This is a genomic window from uncultured Sphingomonas sp., from assembly GCF_964250165.1.
Taxonomy (GTDB): Bacteria; Pseudomonadota; Alphaproteobacteria; order Sphingomonadales; family Sphingomonadaceae; genus Sphingomonas.
In genome coordinates this window covers 1-15,325 of record NZ_CAXUEK010000066.1, presented here as the reverse complement: position 1 = coordinate 15,325, position 15,325 = coordinate 1, and the positions used below count along the sequence as shown (strand labels likewise).

The 15,325-nt window shown below is 70.8% G+C and carries 18 protein-coding genes; 6 read left to right on the top strand and 12 right to left on the bottom strand.

Annotated features, from left to right (window positions below; translation table 11 throughout):
* The 8 genes from ACFE64_RS12330 to ACFE64_RS12295 all read right to left on the bottom strand — a co-directional run.
* Nucleotides 1-2,002: sodium-translocating pyrophosphatase (locus ACFE64_RS12330; RefSeq protein ID WP_375392756.1), on the bottom strand; the 2,002-nt coding region annotated here is incomplete at its 3' end.
* A gap of 92 nt (nucleotides 2,003-2,094) precedes the next feature.
* Complete coding sequence (thiL, locus tag ACFE64_RS12325) at nucleotides 2,095-2,985, bottom strand: thiamine-phosphate kinase (protein ID WP_375392755.1); 891 nt, start codon at nucleotides 2,983-2,985, stop codon at nucleotides 2,095-2,097.
* A 1-nt stretch (nucleotide 2,986) separates the two neighbouring features.
* On the bottom strand, nucleotides 2,987-3,457 hold the full coding sequence (gene nusB, locus ACFE64_RS12320; RefSeq protein WP_375392754.1) for a transcription antitermination factor NusB: 471 nt from the start codon (nucleotides 3,455-3,457) through the stop codon (nucleotides 2,987-2,989).
* A 33-nt stretch (nucleotides 3,458-3,490) separates the two neighbouring features.
* Complete coding sequence (locus ACFE64_RS12315) at nucleotides 3,491-3,883, bottom strand: hypothetical protein (protein WP_375392753.1); 393 nt, start codon at nucleotides 3,881-3,883, stop codon at nucleotides 3,491-3,493.
* Between the two features lie 50 nt (nucleotides 3,884-3,933).
* Nucleotides 3,934-5,223 carry a histidinol dehydrogenase gene (hisD, locus tag ACFE64_RS12310; protein ID WP_375392752.1) on the bottom strand — a complete coding sequence of 430 codons (1,290 nt, stop codon included), beginning with the start codon at nucleotides 5,221-5,223 and terminating at the stop codon, nucleotides 3,934-3,936.
* A gap of 1 nt (nucleotide 5,224) precedes the next feature.
* Nucleotides 5,225-5,899: an ATP phosphoribosyltransferase gene (hisG, locus tag ACFE64_RS12305; RefSeq protein ID WP_375392759.1), complete on the bottom strand. Its 675-nt coding sequence runs from the start codon at nucleotides 5,897-5,899 to the stop codon at nucleotides 5,225-5,227.
* A gap of 220 nt (nucleotides 5,900-6,119) precedes the next feature.
* Nucleotides 6,120-6,902: a crotonase/enoyl-CoA hydratase family protein gene (locus tag ACFE64_RS12300; RefSeq protein WP_375392751.1), complete on the bottom strand. Its 783-nt coding sequence runs from the start codon at nucleotides 6,900-6,902 to the stop codon at nucleotides 6,120-6,122.
* A gap of 31 nt (nucleotides 6,903-6,933) precedes the next feature.
* Nucleotides 6,934-7,548 carry a winged helix-turn-helix domain-containing protein gene (locus tag ACFE64_RS12295; RefSeq protein WP_375392750.1) on the bottom strand — a complete coding sequence of 205 codons (615 nt, stop codon included), beginning with the start codon at nucleotides 7,546-7,548 and terminating at the stop codon, nucleotides 6,934-6,936.
* A 195-nt stretch (nucleotides 7,549-7,743) separates the two neighbouring features.
* Between ACFE64_RS12295 and ACFE64_RS12290 the strand changes: the two genes are divergently transcribed.
* Nucleotides 7,744-8,154, top strand: coding sequence for a PaaI family thioesterase (locus ACFE64_RS12290; protein ID WP_375392758.1), 411 nt, complete (start codon nucleotides 7,744-7,746; stop codon nucleotides 8,152-8,154).
* A complete protein-coding gene (locus ACFE64_RS12285) occupies nucleotides 8,151-8,543 on the top strand; it encodes a PaaI family thioesterase (RefSeq protein WP_375392749.1) in 393 nt (130 codons plus the stop codon). The genes ACFE64_RS12290 and ACFE64_RS12285 overlap by 4 nt, the downstream gene beginning before the upstream one ends.
* Here ACFE64_RS12285 and ACFE64_RS12280 read toward each other — a convergent pair.
* Both ACFE64_RS12280 and ACFE64_RS12275 read right to left on the bottom strand, forming a co-directional pair.
* Nucleotides 8,533-9,714: a PQQ-dependent sugar dehydrogenase gene (locus ACFE64_RS12280; RefSeq protein ID WP_375392748.1), complete on the bottom strand. Its 1,182-nt coding sequence runs from the start codon at nucleotides 9,712-9,714 to the stop codon at nucleotides 8,533-8,535. The genes ACFE64_RS12285 and ACFE64_RS12280 overlap by 11 nt on opposite strands.
* 73 nt (nucleotides 9,715-9,787) lie before the next feature.
* Nucleotides 9,788-11,050: a PQQ-dependent sugar dehydrogenase gene (locus tag ACFE64_RS12275; RefSeq protein WP_375392747.1), complete on the bottom strand. Its 1,263-nt coding sequence runs from the start codon at nucleotides 11,048-11,050 to the stop codon at nucleotides 9,788-9,790.
* A gap of 121 nt (nucleotides 11,051-11,171) precedes the next feature.
* Here ACFE64_RS12275 and ACFE64_RS12270 point away from each other — a divergent pair, with 121 nt between their 5' ends.
* Nucleotides 11,172-12,179, top strand: a complete 1,008-nt coding sequence (locus ACFE64_RS12270; RefSeq protein WP_375392746.1) for a glycosyltransferase family 2 protein — start codon at nucleotides 11,172-11,174, stop codon at nucleotides 12,177-12,179.
* A 3-nt stretch (nucleotides 12,180-12,182) separates the two neighbouring features.
* A complete protein-coding gene (locus ACFE64_RS12265; protein ID WP_375392745.1) occupies nucleotides 12,183-12,908 on the top strand; it encodes a class I SAM-dependent methyltransferase in 726 nt (241 codons plus the stop codon).
* A gap of 164 nt (nucleotides 12,909-13,072) precedes the next feature.
* Here ACFE64_RS12265 and ACFE64_RS12260 read toward each other — a convergent pair whose 3' ends face one another.
* Entirely contained in the window at nucleotides 13,073-13,750 is a 678-nt protein-coding gene (locus ACFE64_RS12260; RefSeq protein WP_375392757.1) for an outer membrane protein, read from the bottom strand.
* A gap of 124 nt (nucleotides 13,751-13,874) precedes the next feature.
* Nucleotides 13,875-14,096, bottom strand: a complete 222-nt coding sequence (locus ACFE64_RS12255; protein WP_375392744.1) for a hypothetical protein — start codon at nucleotides 14,094-14,096, stop codon at nucleotides 13,875-13,877.
* Between the two features lie 194 nt (nucleotides 14,097-14,290).
* On the opposite strand from ACFE64_RS12255, the gene rimP reads away from it, so the two are divergent.
* Nucleotides 14,291-14,842, top strand: coding sequence for a ribosome maturation protein RimP (gene rimP / locus ACFE64_RS12250; protein ID WP_375392743.1), 552 nt, complete (start codon nucleotides 14,291-14,293; stop codon nucleotides 14,840-14,842).
* A partial coding sequence (locus tag ACFE64_RS12245) for a NusA N-terminal domain-containing protein (RefSeq protein ID WP_375392742.1) occupies nucleotides 14,842-15,325 on the top strand: 484 nt, incomplete at its 3' end. The genes rimP and ACFE64_RS12245, both read left to right, overlap by 1 nt.

Below are 15,325 nucleotides of genomic sequence, written 5' to 3'. Positions count from 1 at the left end.
TATACTTCTTGGCGTTGTCCCAAGCGCCGCCGCCCGAGGTCATCGAGATCGCGACGAACAGGCCCGAGACGATGACGCCGAGCAGCATGGCGCCGAGCGTCGCGAACCCGCTTGCCTGGCCCGCCACCGCCGTGACGATGAAGTAGACCGCGATCGGCGACAGCACCGGCAGCAGCGAGGGGATGATCATCTCCTTGATCGCGGCCTTGGTCACCAGATCGACGGTGCGGCCGTAATTGGGGCGGCTGGTGCCCGCCATGATGCCCGGGTTGTTGCGGAACTGCTCGCGCACCTCCTCCACCACCGCGCCGGCCGCGCGGCCGACCGCGGTCATGCCGAACGCGCCGAACAGGTAGGGCAGCAGCGCGCCGAGCAGCAGCCCGACGATGACGTACGGATTGGACAGGCTGAAATCGACCGTGACGCCGGCGAAGAACTCCTTGAGGTCGGCGGTGTAGGTGCCGAACAGCACCAGCGCCGCAAGCCCGGCAGAACCGATCGCATAGCCCTTCGTCACGGCCTTGGTCGTATTGCCGACCGCGTCGAGCGCGTCCGTCCTGTGCCGGACGTCGTCGGGCAGCCCCGCCATCTCGGCGATGCCGCCGGCATTGTCCGTCACCGGGCCGTAGGCGTCGAGCGCGACCACCATGCCGGCGAGCGCCAGCATCGCGGTCGCGGCGAAGGCGATGCCGATCACCCCGGCGAGCTGATAGGTCGCGACCACCGCCACCACGATCACCAGCGTCGGCAGCGCCGTCGATTCGAGGCTGATGGCGAGGCCCTGGATGACGTTGGTGCCATGGCCGGTCTGCGAGGCCTTGGCGATGGAGCGCACCGGGCGGAAGTTGGTGCCGGTGTAGTATTCGGTGATCCACACGATCAGGCCGGTGACCGCCAGCCCGATCAGCATGCACCAGAACAGGTCCATGCCGGTAAACGCCTTGACCGCCGCGTCCGCCGCGGCGGTGGTGTCGGCGGACGACGACAGCGTGTCGCTGCGAGCGTCGAGGAAGCCGTTGCCGCCCAGCGGCGCGTTGAGGTCGCCCAGCACCCACTTGGTGACGGCATAGATCGCCGGCACGGCCAGGATCGCCGAGGTCCAGAAGCCCTTGTAGAGCGCCCCCATGATCGAGCCCTTGCCGAGCCGCACCATGTAGGTGCCGATGATCGAGGTGATGATGCACACGCCGCCGACGACCAGCGGCAGGCTCATGATCTGCAACAGGTTGTCGGCGTTGCGCAGGATCAGCGAGATCGAGACCATCGTCACGCCCAGCGTCACCACATAGGTTTCGAACAGGTCGGCGGCCATGCCGGCGCAATCGCCGACATTGTCGCCGACATTGTCGGCGATCACGGCGGGGTTGCGGGGATCGTCCTCGGGGATGCCCGCCTCGACCTTGCCGACCAGGTCGGCGCCGACGTCGGCGGCCTTGGTGAAGATGCCGCCGCCGAGCCGCGCGAAGATGGAGATCAGCGACGCCCCGAACGCCAGCGCGGTCAGCGCCTGGACGATGATGCGGTCCCCCGGCGCGTGGCCCGCGACGGTCACGAGATACCAGAAGAACACGGAGATCGCGAGCAGGCCCAGCCCCGCCACCAGCATGCCGGTGATCGCGCCCGAGCGGAACGCGGTGGTGAGCCCGCCCTGCAGCGACGTGCGCGCCGCTTCCGCGGTGCGGACGTTGGCGCGCACCGAGATGTTCATGCCGACGAACCCCGCAACGCCCGACAGCACCGCGCCGACCAGGAAGGCCACCGTCGAAAGCGGCGCGCCGTGATGGTCCAGGAACCACCAGATGACGGCGGCCACGACCACGCCGACGATCGCGATGGTGGTGTATTGCCGGCCGAGATAAGCCTTGGCGCCCTCCTGGATGGCGCTCGCGATGTCCTGCATCTTGGCATCACCGGCAGACTGGCGCAGCACCTGGGTAGACGTGAACGCGCCGTAGAGCACCGCGAGTACGCCGCAGAGCATGGCGAGATAGACGGGTGTCATCCCTTCCCCTTCCCCTTTTATGGCGGCCCGCGACCCCGCAGGCCTCTAGTTGGCGGTGGGGTATAAGGAGCGGAGGCGCGCTGGCAAGCCGCTCACGGCGCGGCGTGGAGGTAGCCGAGCCGATCGGGCGGAGGCACGCGGACGCCGTCCTGCCGCAGGTCGAGCCCGCGTCCCGCCGCGAACGCGCCGATACGGGTCGCCGGGATCGGTGGCGCGGTGCCATCGGGCAAGGCGAACAGCAGCGCGTAATCGTCCCCCGCTGTAGCCGCCGCGAGCGCGCCGAGGCCCCAGGCGCGGTAGGCGGACGAGAGCGGTACGGCGCCGAGGTCGATCGTGACGGCGAGCCCGCTCGCCGCCGCCATCCGGCTCGCGTCGAGCAGCAGCCCGTCCGACACGTCCATCATCGCGTGGACGACCGGCGCGAGCGCGCGGCCTTCCGCCAGGCGCGGCTGCGGACGGCGATAGGCGGCGAGCAGTCCCGCCGGGCCTTCTGCGCCGCGCGCGATGGCCAGCCCCGCCCCGGCGTCGCCGATCGTGCCCGTGACCCACAGCGCATCGCCCGCCCGTGCCCCGCTCCGCGCCGGCGCGGCGGCGTCGCGGCCCAGCGCGGTGACGGTCAGCACCCGCGGCGCCCCCGCCGGCAGATGCACCGTATCGCCGCCGATCAGGGGACAGTCGAACGCGTCCAGCGCCTCCGCCAGCCCGGCCAGGAACACGCCGTCCCAGTCGTGCCCGCTCAGCGGGTAGCTGAGCACGATGCCTTCCGGCGAGGCGCCCTTCGCGGCAAGGTCGGACAGGTTGGTCGCGACCAGCTTCCACGCCACATCGCCGGCCGGATCGTCGGGCAGGAAGTGGACGCCCTCGACCAGCGTGTCACAGGTGACGACCAGCCCGCCCACCAGCGCCGCATCGTCCTGCAATCCCCGCGCGCCGGCGTGCAGCGGCAGGTGACGCAGCGCAGCGATGAACTCGGCCTCGGTCACATCAGCTTGCGGCGGGCGCCCGCACGTCCTTCGCCACCGCGTCGAGCAGCCCGTTCACGAACCCCGCCTCGCGCCGGTCGTAGAAGGCGTGGGCCACGTCGACATATTCGCTGATGACGGCGCCGGTCGGCACGTCGGGGCGGGCGAGCAGCTCATAGGCGCCGGCGCGCAGCAGCGCGCGCATCGGGCGGTCGAGCCGCTCCAGCTTCCAGTCGGCCGACAGCCTGCCCGCGATCCGCTCGTCCAGCTCGGCGCGGCGCGCGGTCACGCCGCTGACCAGATCATCGAAGAAGTCGACGTCGGCCTCGGCATATTCCACCCCCTCGATCGTCGCGCCCAGCCGGTGGTGGTGGAACTCGTGCAGGAGCTGCGGGACCGCGGTGCCCTCCATCTCCTGCTGATAGAGCGCCTGGACGGCGGCGAGGCGGGCGGCGGCGCGGGCCTTGGTGCGGGAAGCGGTGCGGGACGACATGACGGCGGCATGTAAGGCGCGCCGGCGCGGGCGTCACCCCGCCAGCGCCCAACTGCCGGCGGGCGCGGCCAGCCAGTCTTCGGCGGCGCCGATGTCGGCGAAGCAGCGGATCGCGTCGCGCTCGATCACGCGGCGGACCTGCATCCGCACGGCCGCGTCGCCGGTCACGATGGCAAGGCGGCGCGCCTGCGTCTCCGGCGCCGCGATGATATCGCGGAACGCCTCGACCATCGCCTGCGTCTGCAGCCGCAGGTCATGCACATCGACGATCGTGTCGTGCTGGTTGAGGCCGCAGCGGAGTCGGTCCAGCGCGGCGCGACGCACCCGGTCGAACCCGGCGAGATCGTCAGGCCGGAAGAACCCCGCCAGCGTGATGAGGATCAGGTTGCGCTCCGGCTGGGCGCTCACGTCGTAGCTGGCCTGCATGGCAGCATTTCTGCCACAGATTCATTACGATGCGGTAAGCGGCCCGACGATCAGGGCCGTAGTCGGAGCGCCACCGAACGGGCGTGGGCAGGCAGCCCTTCGGCGTCGGCCAGCGCGACCGTCGCCGGGCCGAGCGCCGCCAGCGCGGGCGCGTCGAGCTGGAGGAAGCTGGTGCGTTTCATGAAATCGAGCACCGACAGCCCCGATGCGAAGCGCGCGCGCCGCCCGGTCGGCAGCACATGATTCGGCCCCGCCACATAATCGCCGATCGCCTCGGGCGTGTGCCGTCCCATGAACACGGAGCCGGCGTGGCGCACGCGGTCGAACAGCGGCTGCGGTTCGGCGACCGCGAGCTGGAGGTGCTCGGGCGCGAGCCGATCGGACAGCGGCACGGCGTCGGCGAGCGTATCGACCAGGATGATCGCGCCGTTCGCGTCCCAGGCCGCGCGCGCCGTCGCGGCGGTGGCGAGGTCGCCCAGCTGCCTGTCGACGGCCGCGGCGACTGCCTCGGCGAAGGCGGCGACGTCGGTGAACAGGATCGACTGGGTCGTGGTGTCGTGCTCGGCCTGGCTGAGCAGGTCGGCCGCGATCCAGTCCGGATCGTTCGCGGCATCGGCGATCACCACGATTTCGCTCGGCCCCGCCACCATGTCGATGCCGACGACACCGTAGAGCTGTCGCTTCGCCTCGGCGACCCAGGCATTGCCGGGGCCGGTGACGACGTCCACGGGCGCGATCGGCCCGGCGCCATAGGCCAGCGCCGCCACGCCCTGCGCACCGCCGACCCGCCAGACCTCGTCGACGCCGGCCAAGGCCGCGGCGGCGAGCACCAGCGGATTGATCTGTCCATCCGGCGTCGGCGTCACCATCGCCAGCCGCGCGACGCCCGCGACCCGGGCGGGGATGGCGTTCATCAGCAGCGACGATGGGTAAGCGGCGCGCCCGCCCGGCACGTAGAGCCCGGCGGCGTCCACCGGCCGCCAGCGCGCGCCGAGCCGGACGCCGGCGTCATCGACATAGTCGCTGTCGACCGGCCGCTGCCGCTCGTGATAGGTGCGGATGCGGGCGGCGGCGAGTTCCAGCGCCGCGCGCAGGTCCGGCGCGAGCGCGTCGAGCGCGGCCCGGCACGCCGCCGGCGCGATCCGCCACCCGGTCTCGTCCAGATCATGCCGGTCAAGCCGCTTCGTATAGGCCGCCACCGCCGCCGCGCCGTCATCCTTCACCGCGCGCAGGATCGCCGCCACGTCGCGCGCCACGTCGGTCGCCGCCTCGCGCCGGGCCGCGACCAGGGCGTCGAACGCGGCGGCGAAGCCGGGATCGGAGGCGGACAGCTGCTGCATGTCAGGCCGCGAGCGCCTCCGCCGCGGCGCGCCGGAACGCCTCGACCAGCGGCACGACCTCGGCGCGGGTCTTCATCGCCGCGCGATTGACCACCAGTCGGCTGGTCACGTCCATGAGCCGCTCGACCTCGACCAGCCCGTTCTCCTTCAGCGTGCGACCGGACGAGACCAGATCGACGATCCGCGGCGCCAGCCCCAGCGTCGGCGCCAGCTCCATCGCGCCGTTCAGCTTGACGCACTCGGCCTGCACGCCCCGGCGCGCGAAATGGGCGGCGGTGAGCGACGGGTATTTGGTCGCGACGCGGACATGGCTCCAGCCGCGCGGGTCGTCGCGGCCAAGGGGGCCGTGGGCCAGCGCCGCCGGCTCGGCGACCGACAGGCGGCAATGGCCGATCCCGAGATCGACAGGGGCATAGAGCTCCGAATAGCCGAACTCGGCAAGCACGTCGGCGCCGACGATGCCGAGCTGCGCGGCGCCGTGCGCGACGAAGGTCGCCACGTCGAACGCGCGCACGCGGATCAGCTCCAGCCCGTCCCGATCGGTCGCAAAGCGCAGCGCGCGCGAGTCCTCGTCGAAGAACGCGGCCTCCGGCCGCACGCCGGCGCGGGCCAGCAGCGGCCCGGCCTCGGCGAGGATGCGGCCCTTGGGCACGGCGATGATGAGCGGCGGGGCCATGGCCACGCGGGCCATACCGGCGGCGGCCGGACGGCGCAACGCGAGGTGAGGCGCCAGGATCCGACCCAGACAAGCTGAAGCGTCTATCCTCGCTCCCGCGCAGGTCGGGACGCAGTTGCAAGATCGTTTGCAGTGAAGGACGGCATCCCCGCGATCGGGCGCATGGAACTGGGCGCCGGCCTCAGCCGGGGAGGCGGTCCGCGTTGCTCGACGTCAGTGTCTAATCGGCGAACACCGGCGCGCGCCTGCCCGCGTTGGCGGCCACCGCCTCCATCATGTTGGGCTTGCCGATCACCTGCTCCTGCTCGCGCGTCTCGGCCGCCAGCATCGCCGCCGGATCGGCGTCGTGCGCCATGTTGAGCAGGCGCTTGGCGCCGCGGATCGCGTGCGGGTTGCGGCCGGCGATCTCGCGCGCCATTGCCAGCGCGGCGGCGCGCGGATCGTCCGCCAGCCGGGTCACGAAGCCGTGGCGCAGCGCCTCGTCGGCGTCGAACTCGCGGGCGGTGAAGACCAGCTCGCGCAGCACGTCGTCGCGCACCAGGCCGCGCCAGATCGGAAATCCGGCCATATCGGGCACCAGCCCCCAATACACCTCGCGGATCGCGAAGCGCGTGCCCGGCGCGGCGATGCGGATGTCCGCGCCCGACATGATCTGGAAGCCGCCGCCGAACGCGACACCATGGACGGCGGCGATCACCGGCATCGGCAGGTTGCGCCAGCCCCAGGTCACGTGCTGCGGCAGGATCGCGCCCTGGGCGTTGCGGTCGCGGCCCGACAGGCCGGAGCCGCCCTGCGCCATGCTCGCCATGTCGAGCCCCGCGCAGAATGCCCGGCCGTCCCCCGACAGCACCGCGCAGCGCACGTCCGTCCGGTCCGCGAGCGCGTCGATGGCCGCACCGATGCCCGCGAACATGGCCGGGTCGAGGGCGTTCATCTTGTCGGGCCGGGCGAGCCGGACGTCGGCGATGCCGTCGGCGATGGTGGTGATGACGCGATCCGACATGAGCCTCTCCTGCGCTTGACGCGCCGCAAGGCTAGCCCGCGGGCGTGCGCCCGGCAATCATCAGGCGGTAGCCCCGTCCCCGCTCGGTAACCACGGTCACGCCTTCGCAGCCCAGCTTGCCCCGGAGCCGCGAGACGTGGACCGCGATGACGTTGGTGCCCGGATCGAACTCGCGTCCCCACAGCGCCCGGTGCAGCGTGGCGTGGTCCACCACCTCGCCGGCATGGCGGGCCAGGTAGAGCAGCAGCTGATACTCGCGCGGCAGCAGGTTCAGCGGCCGCCCGCCCCGGGTGACGCGGCGCTCGACCGTGTCGATGACGATGTCGCCGACCCGCACCAGGCCGGGCCTCGACCGGCGCACCAGGGCCGCCAGCCGCGCCGCGACCAAGCTGTCGGGATCGCTGGCCAGCACCACGTCGTCCGCGCCTGCGTCCAGCAGCTCGCCGGCCGCGTCGACCGAGCGGGCCTCGATCACCGTCGGCAACATGGGCCGCGGCAGGCCCTCCGCCACCAGCGCGACCGCGGCGCCCGCCGCGACGGTCCGAGCCGCCAGCCCGCGGTTGGCCAGCGCCCCGGCGAGCGCGGGACGCTCGACGCCTTGGACCATGACCGGCTGCACGCCGGGCTTGTATCGTTGCCCCGCCACGCCCGGCCGCCATCAAGCTCCGAAACGGAGAAGGTTCGGATCGACGTGGACCCAAGGCCTTGGACGCAAACCGTTATCAGCCATCCGCAACCCCCGATCGGATGCATGGCTAAGCGGGCAGGAGGCGCTGTCCTAGTTAACTCCGTGCAATGATTGCGCCCGCGCGCCGAGGCTGTAGAGCCGCGCTCGGTGGTGCTGACCTTCGACATCGTGCGGTTCACCGCCCAGGGCTTCGGTGGCCATGGTGGCCGGCTCGGCATCGGCTATCATGCCCATACCCCCGACTGGGTCGAGCTGGCGCTGCCCTACCATCCCGATCTGGTCGGCGATGTCGATACGGGCGTCATCGCGTCGGGGCCGATCGTGGCGCTGATGGACATGGCCACCAGCTTCTCGGTCTGGCAGAAGCGTGGTGCGTTCGTGCCGCACGCGACGCTGGACCTGCGGGTCGATTTCCTCCGCGCGGCGCGGCCGCACCACACCGTCATCGGCCGCGGCGAATGTTACCGGCTGACCCGGACCATCTCCTTCGTCCGCGGCCAGGCGCATGACGGCGATCCCGCCGATCCGCTCGCGCACGTGGTCGGCACGTTCATGCTGACATGACCGCGCCGGCGCTGCCGCCCTATGCCCGCCTGCTCGGCCTGACGGCGGCGCCGCAGGCGGACGGGCCGCCGCTGCTCGTCATGCCCTTCGCCGATCCGGTGCTCGGCCGCCCCGGCTTCCTGCATGGCGGCGCGATCGCCGGGTTGCTGGAGATGGCGGCGATCGCCGCCCTCCGGCACGCGCTGGAAGACGCGGGCGACACGCGGATCAAGCCGGTCAACGTCACGATGGACTTCCTGCGCGGCGGCCGCGATCACCCGACGTGCGCCGCCGGAAGTGTCGTCCGGATCGGCGGCCGCGTCGCCAATGTCGCGGCGACCGCCTGGCAGGAGGATCGCGCCCGGCCGATCGCGGCGGCGCGCATTACCTGCCTGCTCGTCAGGGCGTGACCGGATCGAGCCGGCGCAGGCGCCCGCCGGCGCCGTCCTCCAGCACCCACAGCGCCCCGTCCGGCCCTTCCTTGACCTCGCGGATGCGGGCGCCGAGCCCGATCCGCTCCACCTCGCTCGCCGTCGTGCCCGTGACGCGGACGCGCACGATGCCCTGCTGCACCAGCCCGGCCAGCACGAAATCGCCCGTCCAGCCGCCGAACCGGCTGCCGCGATACTGGATCGTCTCGGCCGGCGCGATCACCGGCGTCCAGCTGAACAGCGGCGCGGCGTAGCTCGGATTGGTCGCGTGGCGCGGAATGGACGTGCCGTCGTAATTGTCGCCTTCGGACACGTTGGGCCAGCCATAGTTGCGGCCCGCGACGATCAGGTTGAACTCGTCGCCGCCCATCGGCCCCATTTCGGATTCGAACAGCCGCCCGTCGCTGGCGAAGACCAGGCCGTAAGGATTGCGGTGGCCGAGCGTCCAGATCTCGGGGCGCGCATTGGCGGTCGTGGCGAAGGGGTTGCCGGCCGGGACCGTGCCGTCGGGGTTCAGCCGCACGATCTTGCCGAGCGTTCCCGTCAGGTCCTGCGCCGGTGTCCCCTGCTGCCGCTCGCCGGTCGACACGAACAGATACCCGTCGGGCGAGAAGGCGATGCGGCCGCCGAGCTGCCCGCCGGTGGTGGCCGGCGTGGCGCGCCAGACGACGCTCAGGTTGGTCAGCGCCGGCGCGCTCGCCAGGCTGAGCGTCGCGCGCGCTACCGCCAGCCGCTGGCCGCCCGTCGCCGGCTCGGCATAGCTGAGATAGACGCGCCCGCTGGTCGCGTAGTCGGGCGCGAGCACGACGTCCTGCAGCCCGATCTGGCCCGAATACGTGACGGCCGGAACGCCGCTCACCTCCGTCTTGGCGCCCGCCTGCGTCACGAGCTGCAGGTGGCCGGTCTTCTCCGTCACCAGCAGTCGCCCGTCCGGCAGGAAAGCGAGCGCCCAGGGGTTGTCGAAGCTCGCGACCGCGGTGCTGGAGATCCGGGTGACCACCGGGGTCGGCGTCGGGGTGGGCGTCGCGGCCGGGGTCGGCGTCGCGGTCGGCATGGGCGTGGGCGTCGGGACCACGCCCGTTATCCCCACCGCGTCGTTGCTGCCGCCGTCGCCGCAGCCGGCGAGACACAGCGCCAGGGCTGAAGCCATCATCGTCATCCGCATCGCGCGAACTCCCTTCCGGCCCCCGATGAACGCTACGGAGCCGCGCCTTAACAAGGGCTTACTTCATGGGTGTCAGCCGGAGCAGCTGTCCGGCCGCACCGCGCTCGCCGTCCTCCAGCAGCCAGATCGCGCCGTCCGGGGCCTGGGTCACGTCGCGGATGCGCGTGCCCATGTCCCACTGGTCGCCGGGCCGCGCCGTGTCGCCGTCCAGATGCACGCGGATCAGCGCCTTGCCCGAGAGCGCCGCCACGAACATGTTGCCCCGCCACTGCGGGAACATCGCGCCCGTGTAGATCATCATCCCACCGGGCGAGATCGACGGATTCCACCACAATCGCGGCGCTTCGAAGCCGTCGCCGGGGCGATGATCGGGGATTGGCAGGCCATCGTAATTGTCGCCGTTCGAGACGATTGGCCAGCCATAGTTGCGGCCCTTGACGATGAGGTTGACCTCGTCGCCGCCCTTGGGCCCCATCTCCACTTCCCACAGCCGGCCGGCGCGGTCGAAGGCAAGGCCGTAGGGGTTGCGGTGGCCGCTGGTCCACGTCGCCGCGGGAGCGAAGTTCGGGCCGTCGAATGTAGTCGCGCGCGCGGGCGCGCTGGCCGCGGCGGCGGTATCGGCGGGCGGATCGATGACGCTCACCGTCGCCGCGCCGATCTTGCCGGCCTGCGGATTGCCGGGCCAGGGCTTGCCGTCCAGCGTCAGGTGCAGGATCTTGCCGAGTGCCTGATCCGGGTCCTGCGCCGGCGTGAAGCGCTGGCGTTCGCCCGACGCGAGGAACAGCGACTGGCCGTCCTGCGCGAACAGGATGGTCGCGCCGAACTGGCCGCCCTTGCCGTCCGACCCCGCGCGCCAGAGCACTTCGCCGCCGGTCAGTGACGGCGTCTGGCCAGCGCCGACCGTCAGCCGCCCACGCCACAGCGCCAGGCTGGACCCGGCCGGGCGCGGCTCGGCGAAACTGAGATAGATGACGTGGCTGCTCGCAAAATCGGGGGCGACGGCGACATCCAGCAGGCCACCCTGCCCGCCCGTCGCGACCGCCGGGGCGCCGCCGACGGTCGTGACCGCGCCGTCGCCGGCACGCAGCCGCAGCGCACCCGACTTCTCGGTGACGAGCAGCCCGCCGTCCGGCAGGAAGGCCATCGCGAACGGCGCCTGGAACGCGCCGAGCTTCTCGATGCGAAACGGCGGCCGGGAAGGCGGCAGGTTGCCCCGGACCGAGTCCGCCGCGGGGCCACCCGGCGGTGCGCCCGCGCCGGACGTCTGCGCGGAGCAGGCCGCCCCGCCGGCAAGCAATGCAAGCAACAACACGCGCGACATCGGCGATCCCTTCGCGAACCCTATCCGATCGCGCAACGTCCGAGCGCCGGGTCTTCTCCCGATTACCGGCTGTTAACCATCGGCCCGCATACCGCCCGACGGAACCGAGGGACCGCGGCGCATGACTATCCAGCCCATCGGCCGCGCGGAGGCCTTCGCGGACGCGGCTCCCGCCGCCGCCGCGCGCCCCGTGCCGCTCCTGTCCGTGATCGCCCCGGTGAAGGACGAGGAGGTCGCCATCGCGCCCTTCCTCGCGCGCGTCCGCGGCGTGCTGGATGCCGTCTGCGCCGGCGAGCCGTGGGAGATCCTGTTCGTCGACGACGGCAGCACTGACCAGACCGCCGCCCATGTCGCCGCGGCGCACCTGCAGGACCGCCGCATCCGGCTGCTCTCGCTGTCGCGCAACTTCGGCAAGGAGGCGGCGCTCTCGGCCGGGATCGACCACGCCCGCGGCCGCGCGGTGATCCCGCTCGACGTCGACCTGCAGGACCCGCCCGAGGTGATCGCCGAAATGGTCGCGCAGTGGCGCGCCGGCCACGACATCGTCTACGGCGTCCGCCGCGATCGGCAGACAGATCACCCGCTCAAGCGGATCACCGCCAGCCTCTTCTACCGCTCGCATAACGCGCTCTCGCGGGATAAAATCCCCGAACATGCCGGCGACTTCCGGCTGATCGACCGCAAGGTGGCGGACGTGCTCCGCGCCCTGCCCGAGCGCAACCGCTTCATGAAGGGCCTGTTCGCCTGGGGCGGCTTCCGCCAGGTGGCCGTCGAATACGACCGCGCCGAGCGCGCGCACGGCCGCTCCAAGTTCAACTATTGGAAGCTGTGGACGCTCGCGCTGGACGGGATCACCTCGTCGTCGACGGTGCCGCTGCGCATCTGGAGCTACGTCGGCAGCGCGGTCGCGCTCGCGTCGCTCGTCTATGCCGGCCTGCTGGTGGTCGACACCCTGGTGAACGGCACGGCGGTGGCCGGCTACCCGTCGCTGATGACGGCGATGCTGTTCCTGGGCGGCGTGCAGCTGATCTCGCTCGGCGTGCTCGGCGAATATGTCGGCCGCATCCTGATCGAGGCGAAGGGCCGCCCGATCTACATCGTCCGCGACAGCCTGGGGCTGGAGGAGTAAGACATGGAACGCGCCGTCTTCGACCGCATGGAGGCGATCGACAGCGAGCATTGGTGGTTCGTCGCGCGGCGCCGGATCGTCGCCGGGCTGGTCGCGGCGTTTGCGCCGAACCGGCCGCTGCGCCTGCTGGAGGTGGGCGCAGGTACCGGCTCCAACCTCGCCATGCTCCAGACCTTCGGAGCGGTGGACGCGATCGAGCCGGACGAGGGCGCGCGCGCGATCGCCGCGGCGCGCTCGGGCATCGCGGTCGGCGGCGGCTATCTGCCCGGGGGCGTCGACCTGCCGGACGCGACCTATGACGTGGTGCTGCTGCTCGACGTGCTGGAGCATGTCGAGAACGATCTCGGCGCGCTGCAGCTGCTCCGGCGGAAGATGGCGCCGGGCGGACGGCTGATCCTGACGGTGCCCGCCGCGCCCTGGATGTGGAGCGGCCACGACGTCGCGCACCACCACCATCGCCGCTATACCCGCGCGGCGCTGGAGGCGGTGGTCCGACGCGCCGGGCTGACGCCGCGACACGTCACGCATTACAACACGCTGCTCTACCCGCTGGTCGCGGCGGCGCGGATCATGGGCCGCATGACCGGCCGCACCGGCGGCGACGACGCCATGCCGGCGCCGCTGGCGAACCGGCTGCTCACAGCCGTGTTCGGGGCCGAACGCCTGTGGACGGCAAGACTGCGGATGCCATTCGGCGTGTCGCTGGCGATGGTGGCGGAAACGGCGTAGCGACTACGTCCGGCTGCCCCGGGGTCGCGCCTCTCCGGTTGGGGAAAGAGGGCTCGCAGCGCGACAAGTTCAAGGAAGCTGCTCGCCAGAGTGCGACGACGAGGCGCATTTTGACGAGCGGGTCAGAAAGCTCGCGAAGCACAGGCTGGTAGAAAAGCCGGAACTTAAAGGCGGAACATGACCCCCGCCAAGAGGCGCTGAGGTTTATATCCGTCATTCTCGTCGACCCGACGATACTCAGCCCTCACGCCGACGTGATCCGTCAGGAAGAGCCGCGCTCCCGCGCCGTAGGTAAAGCTGTCGAAGCTCTGATCGGTGCGCAGCGTTGATGCGAACGCTATGTCATTAGTGCCTGAATCAAAATCGCGGCGCACGCGCTCACCCGCTAGGCCAGCCAAGCCGTACAGCGCCAATGAGGGCGTGACATTTACTCCCGCCCGCGCCGTCGCCGCATAATTCCAGCGAGGATGTACTCTAGTTTGTTCGACAACACCGAGTAAAACAGCCTCGTTAAGCCGGATACCGCGAAACTGCTCTGCTTCGGTATCCACCTCAGACCGAGACGCGCTCACCTCCATCCCCACGAACAGCGTCGATGAGACCGGCGCGTCCGCTCCGATCGCGATGCCATAAGCGACGCCGTCCTTGTGATCCGGTGGCATGGTTGTCCCCGCTACAGGCGCGATCCGCTCTGCGTCGGTCAGAACCTGGCGCCTTTCTACACCGACCTCAACAACCCCGTAAGGCCGGATTTGAGCCTCAGAAGCTGTCGCCCAAGATGCGAAAGCCGCAGCGCAGGGGCGGAAACAAACTGCCTTCGCCGTCACCGCACACCCTCGCATACCGGCTCTTGAGGCCGGGAGATTGGTTTGATCTTCGCACGTTAGCCAAAGACCATGGCCTAGACGATGCGGTTTGTAAGTGACGTAACCGCCACCTTGGTGGAGCCGGATATGATCGATGTCCTCACCCGGCCCGGCGCGCATCCCGCACGGCCTCGCCGCACAGGCGCGCGAATGCGCCGATCCGGCGCACATCGCGCCAGACGAGCTGCGCGAACAGCCAGGCGGCCATGCACGGGATGAGGATCAGCATCACCGCGACGCCGAGCAGGAGCGAGTCCGGCCTTTCGGCGACGGCCCCGTCGAGCGGCCGGGCGGTGGCGGTGTCGATCCTGCTCATGTCCATGCGTCACGCTCCCCTGTACCGCCCCCGTCTCGATCCAATGCAGTTAACGCCGGGTAAAAGGCGCGACCGGCAGCGCGATATTGCCAAACCGCCCGGCCACGCGTATATCGCGCTCACTCTCTTACATCGTCAGGTGAAAGAGGCTGCGGGGCTCGGCTCCGCGGCGCGAGAGAGGCGTATCGAAAGGACGTGGATTGGCGGACATCGCCGCGTTGACCCGGTTGATCGAACCCGAGGCGCAGGCGCTCGGCTTCGCGCTGGTGCGCGTCGCGATGTTCGGCGGCAAGTCGGACTCGACGCTGCAGGTCATGGCCGAGCGGCCCGACACCCGCCAGCTGACGATCGACGACTGTGCCGATCTCTCCCGCCGCATCTCCGACCGGCTGGACGCGTTGGAGGCGCAAGGGGCGGATCCGATCGAGCATGAATATCGGCTCGAAGTCTCGTCGCCCGGCATCGATCGGCCGCTGACCCGGTTGCAGGATTATGCCGACTGGGCCGGTCATGAGGCGCGGCTCAAGCTCGCCACGCCCGTCGGCGAGCGCAAGCAGCTGACCGGCGACCTCCAGGGCATCGACGGCGAGCAGGTGACGATCGACGTGCGCGGGGCGGGGCCGATGACGGTGCCCTTCGCGCAGATCGCCGACGCCAAGCTCTTGATGACCGACCGGTTGATCGCGGCCACCCAACCCCTCTCGGCCGACGGCGCCGAGGACCTAGAAGAAGAAGCAGAGGAACTGAACTGATGGCCAGCGCTGCAGTCGCCACCGCCAACCGCGCCGAGCTGATCGCGATCGCCAACTCGGTCGCGTCCGAGAAGATGATCGACAAGGGCATCGTCATCGAGGCGATGGAGGACGCGATCCAGCGCGCGGCGAAGGCCCGCTACGGCGCCGAGAACGATATCCGGGCCAAGCTCGATCCGCTGACCGGCGATCTGCGCCTGTGGCGCGTCGTCGAGGTGGTCGAGGCGGTCGACAATTATTTCACGCAGATCGATCTCAAGGGCGCGGAGAAGCTGCAGTCGGGCGCGGCCGTGGGCGACTTCATCGTCGATCCCCTGCCGCCGATCGAGTTCGGCCGCATCGCCGCGCAGGCGGCCAAGCAGGTGATCTTCCAGAAGGTCCGCGATGCCGAGCGCGAGCGGCAATATGAGGAGTATAAGGACCGCGCGGGCGAGATCATCACCGGCGTCGTCAAGCGCGTCGAGTTCGGCCATGTCGTCGTCG

Bases quoted from the DNA above. Each gene is read 5' to 3' on its own strand.
- hisG (WP_375392759.1), bottom strand. From the start codon at position 5,899: ATGGCCCCGCCGCTCATCATCGCCGTGCCCAAGGGCCGCATCCTCGCC.
- hisD (WP_375392752.1), bottom strand. From the start codon at position 5,223: ATGCAGCAGCTGTCCGCCTCCGATCCCGGCTTCGCCGCCGCGTTCGAC.
- ACFE64_RS12285 (WP_375392749.1), top strand. From the start codon at position 8,151: ATGACCGCGCCGGCGCTGCCGCCCTATGCCCGCCTGCTCGGCCTGACG.
- nusB (WP_375392754.1), bottom strand. From the start codon at position 3,457: ATGTCGTCCCGCACCGCTTCCCGCACCAAGGCCCGCGCCGCCGCCCGC.
- ACFE64_RS12280 (WP_375392748.1), bottom strand. From the start codon at position 9,714: ATGGCTTCAGCCCTGGCGCTGTGTCTCGCCGGCTGCGGCGACGGCGGC.
- ACFE64_RS12270 (WP_375392746.1), top strand. From the start codon at position 11,172: ATGACTATCCAGCCCATCGGCCGCGCGGAGGCCTTCGCGGACGCGGCT.
- ACFE64_RS12300 (WP_375392751.1), bottom strand. From the start codon at position 6,902: ATGTCGGATCGCGTCATCACCACCATCGCCGACGGCATCGCCGACGTC.
- ACFE64_RS12255 (WP_375392744.1), bottom strand. From the start codon at position 14,096: ATGGACATGAGCAGGATCGACACCGCCACCGCCCGGCCGCTCGACGGG.
- ACFE64_RS12315 (WP_375392753.1), bottom strand. From the start codon at position 3,883: ATGCAGGCCAGCTACGACGTGAGCGCCCAGCCGGAGCGCAACCTGATC.
- ACFE64_RS12260 (WP_375392757.1), bottom strand. From the start codon at position 13,750: ATGCGAGGGTGTGCGGTGACGGCGAAGGCAGTTTGTTTCCGCCCCTGC.
- ACFE64_RS12265 (WP_375392745.1), top strand. From the start codon at position 12,183: ATGGAACGCGCCGTCTTCGACCGCATGGAGGCGATCGACAGCGAGCAT.
- ACFE64_RS12275 (WP_375392747.1), bottom strand. From the start codon at position 11,050: ATGTCGCGCGTGTTGTTGCTTGCATTGCTTGCCGGCGGGGCGGCCTGC.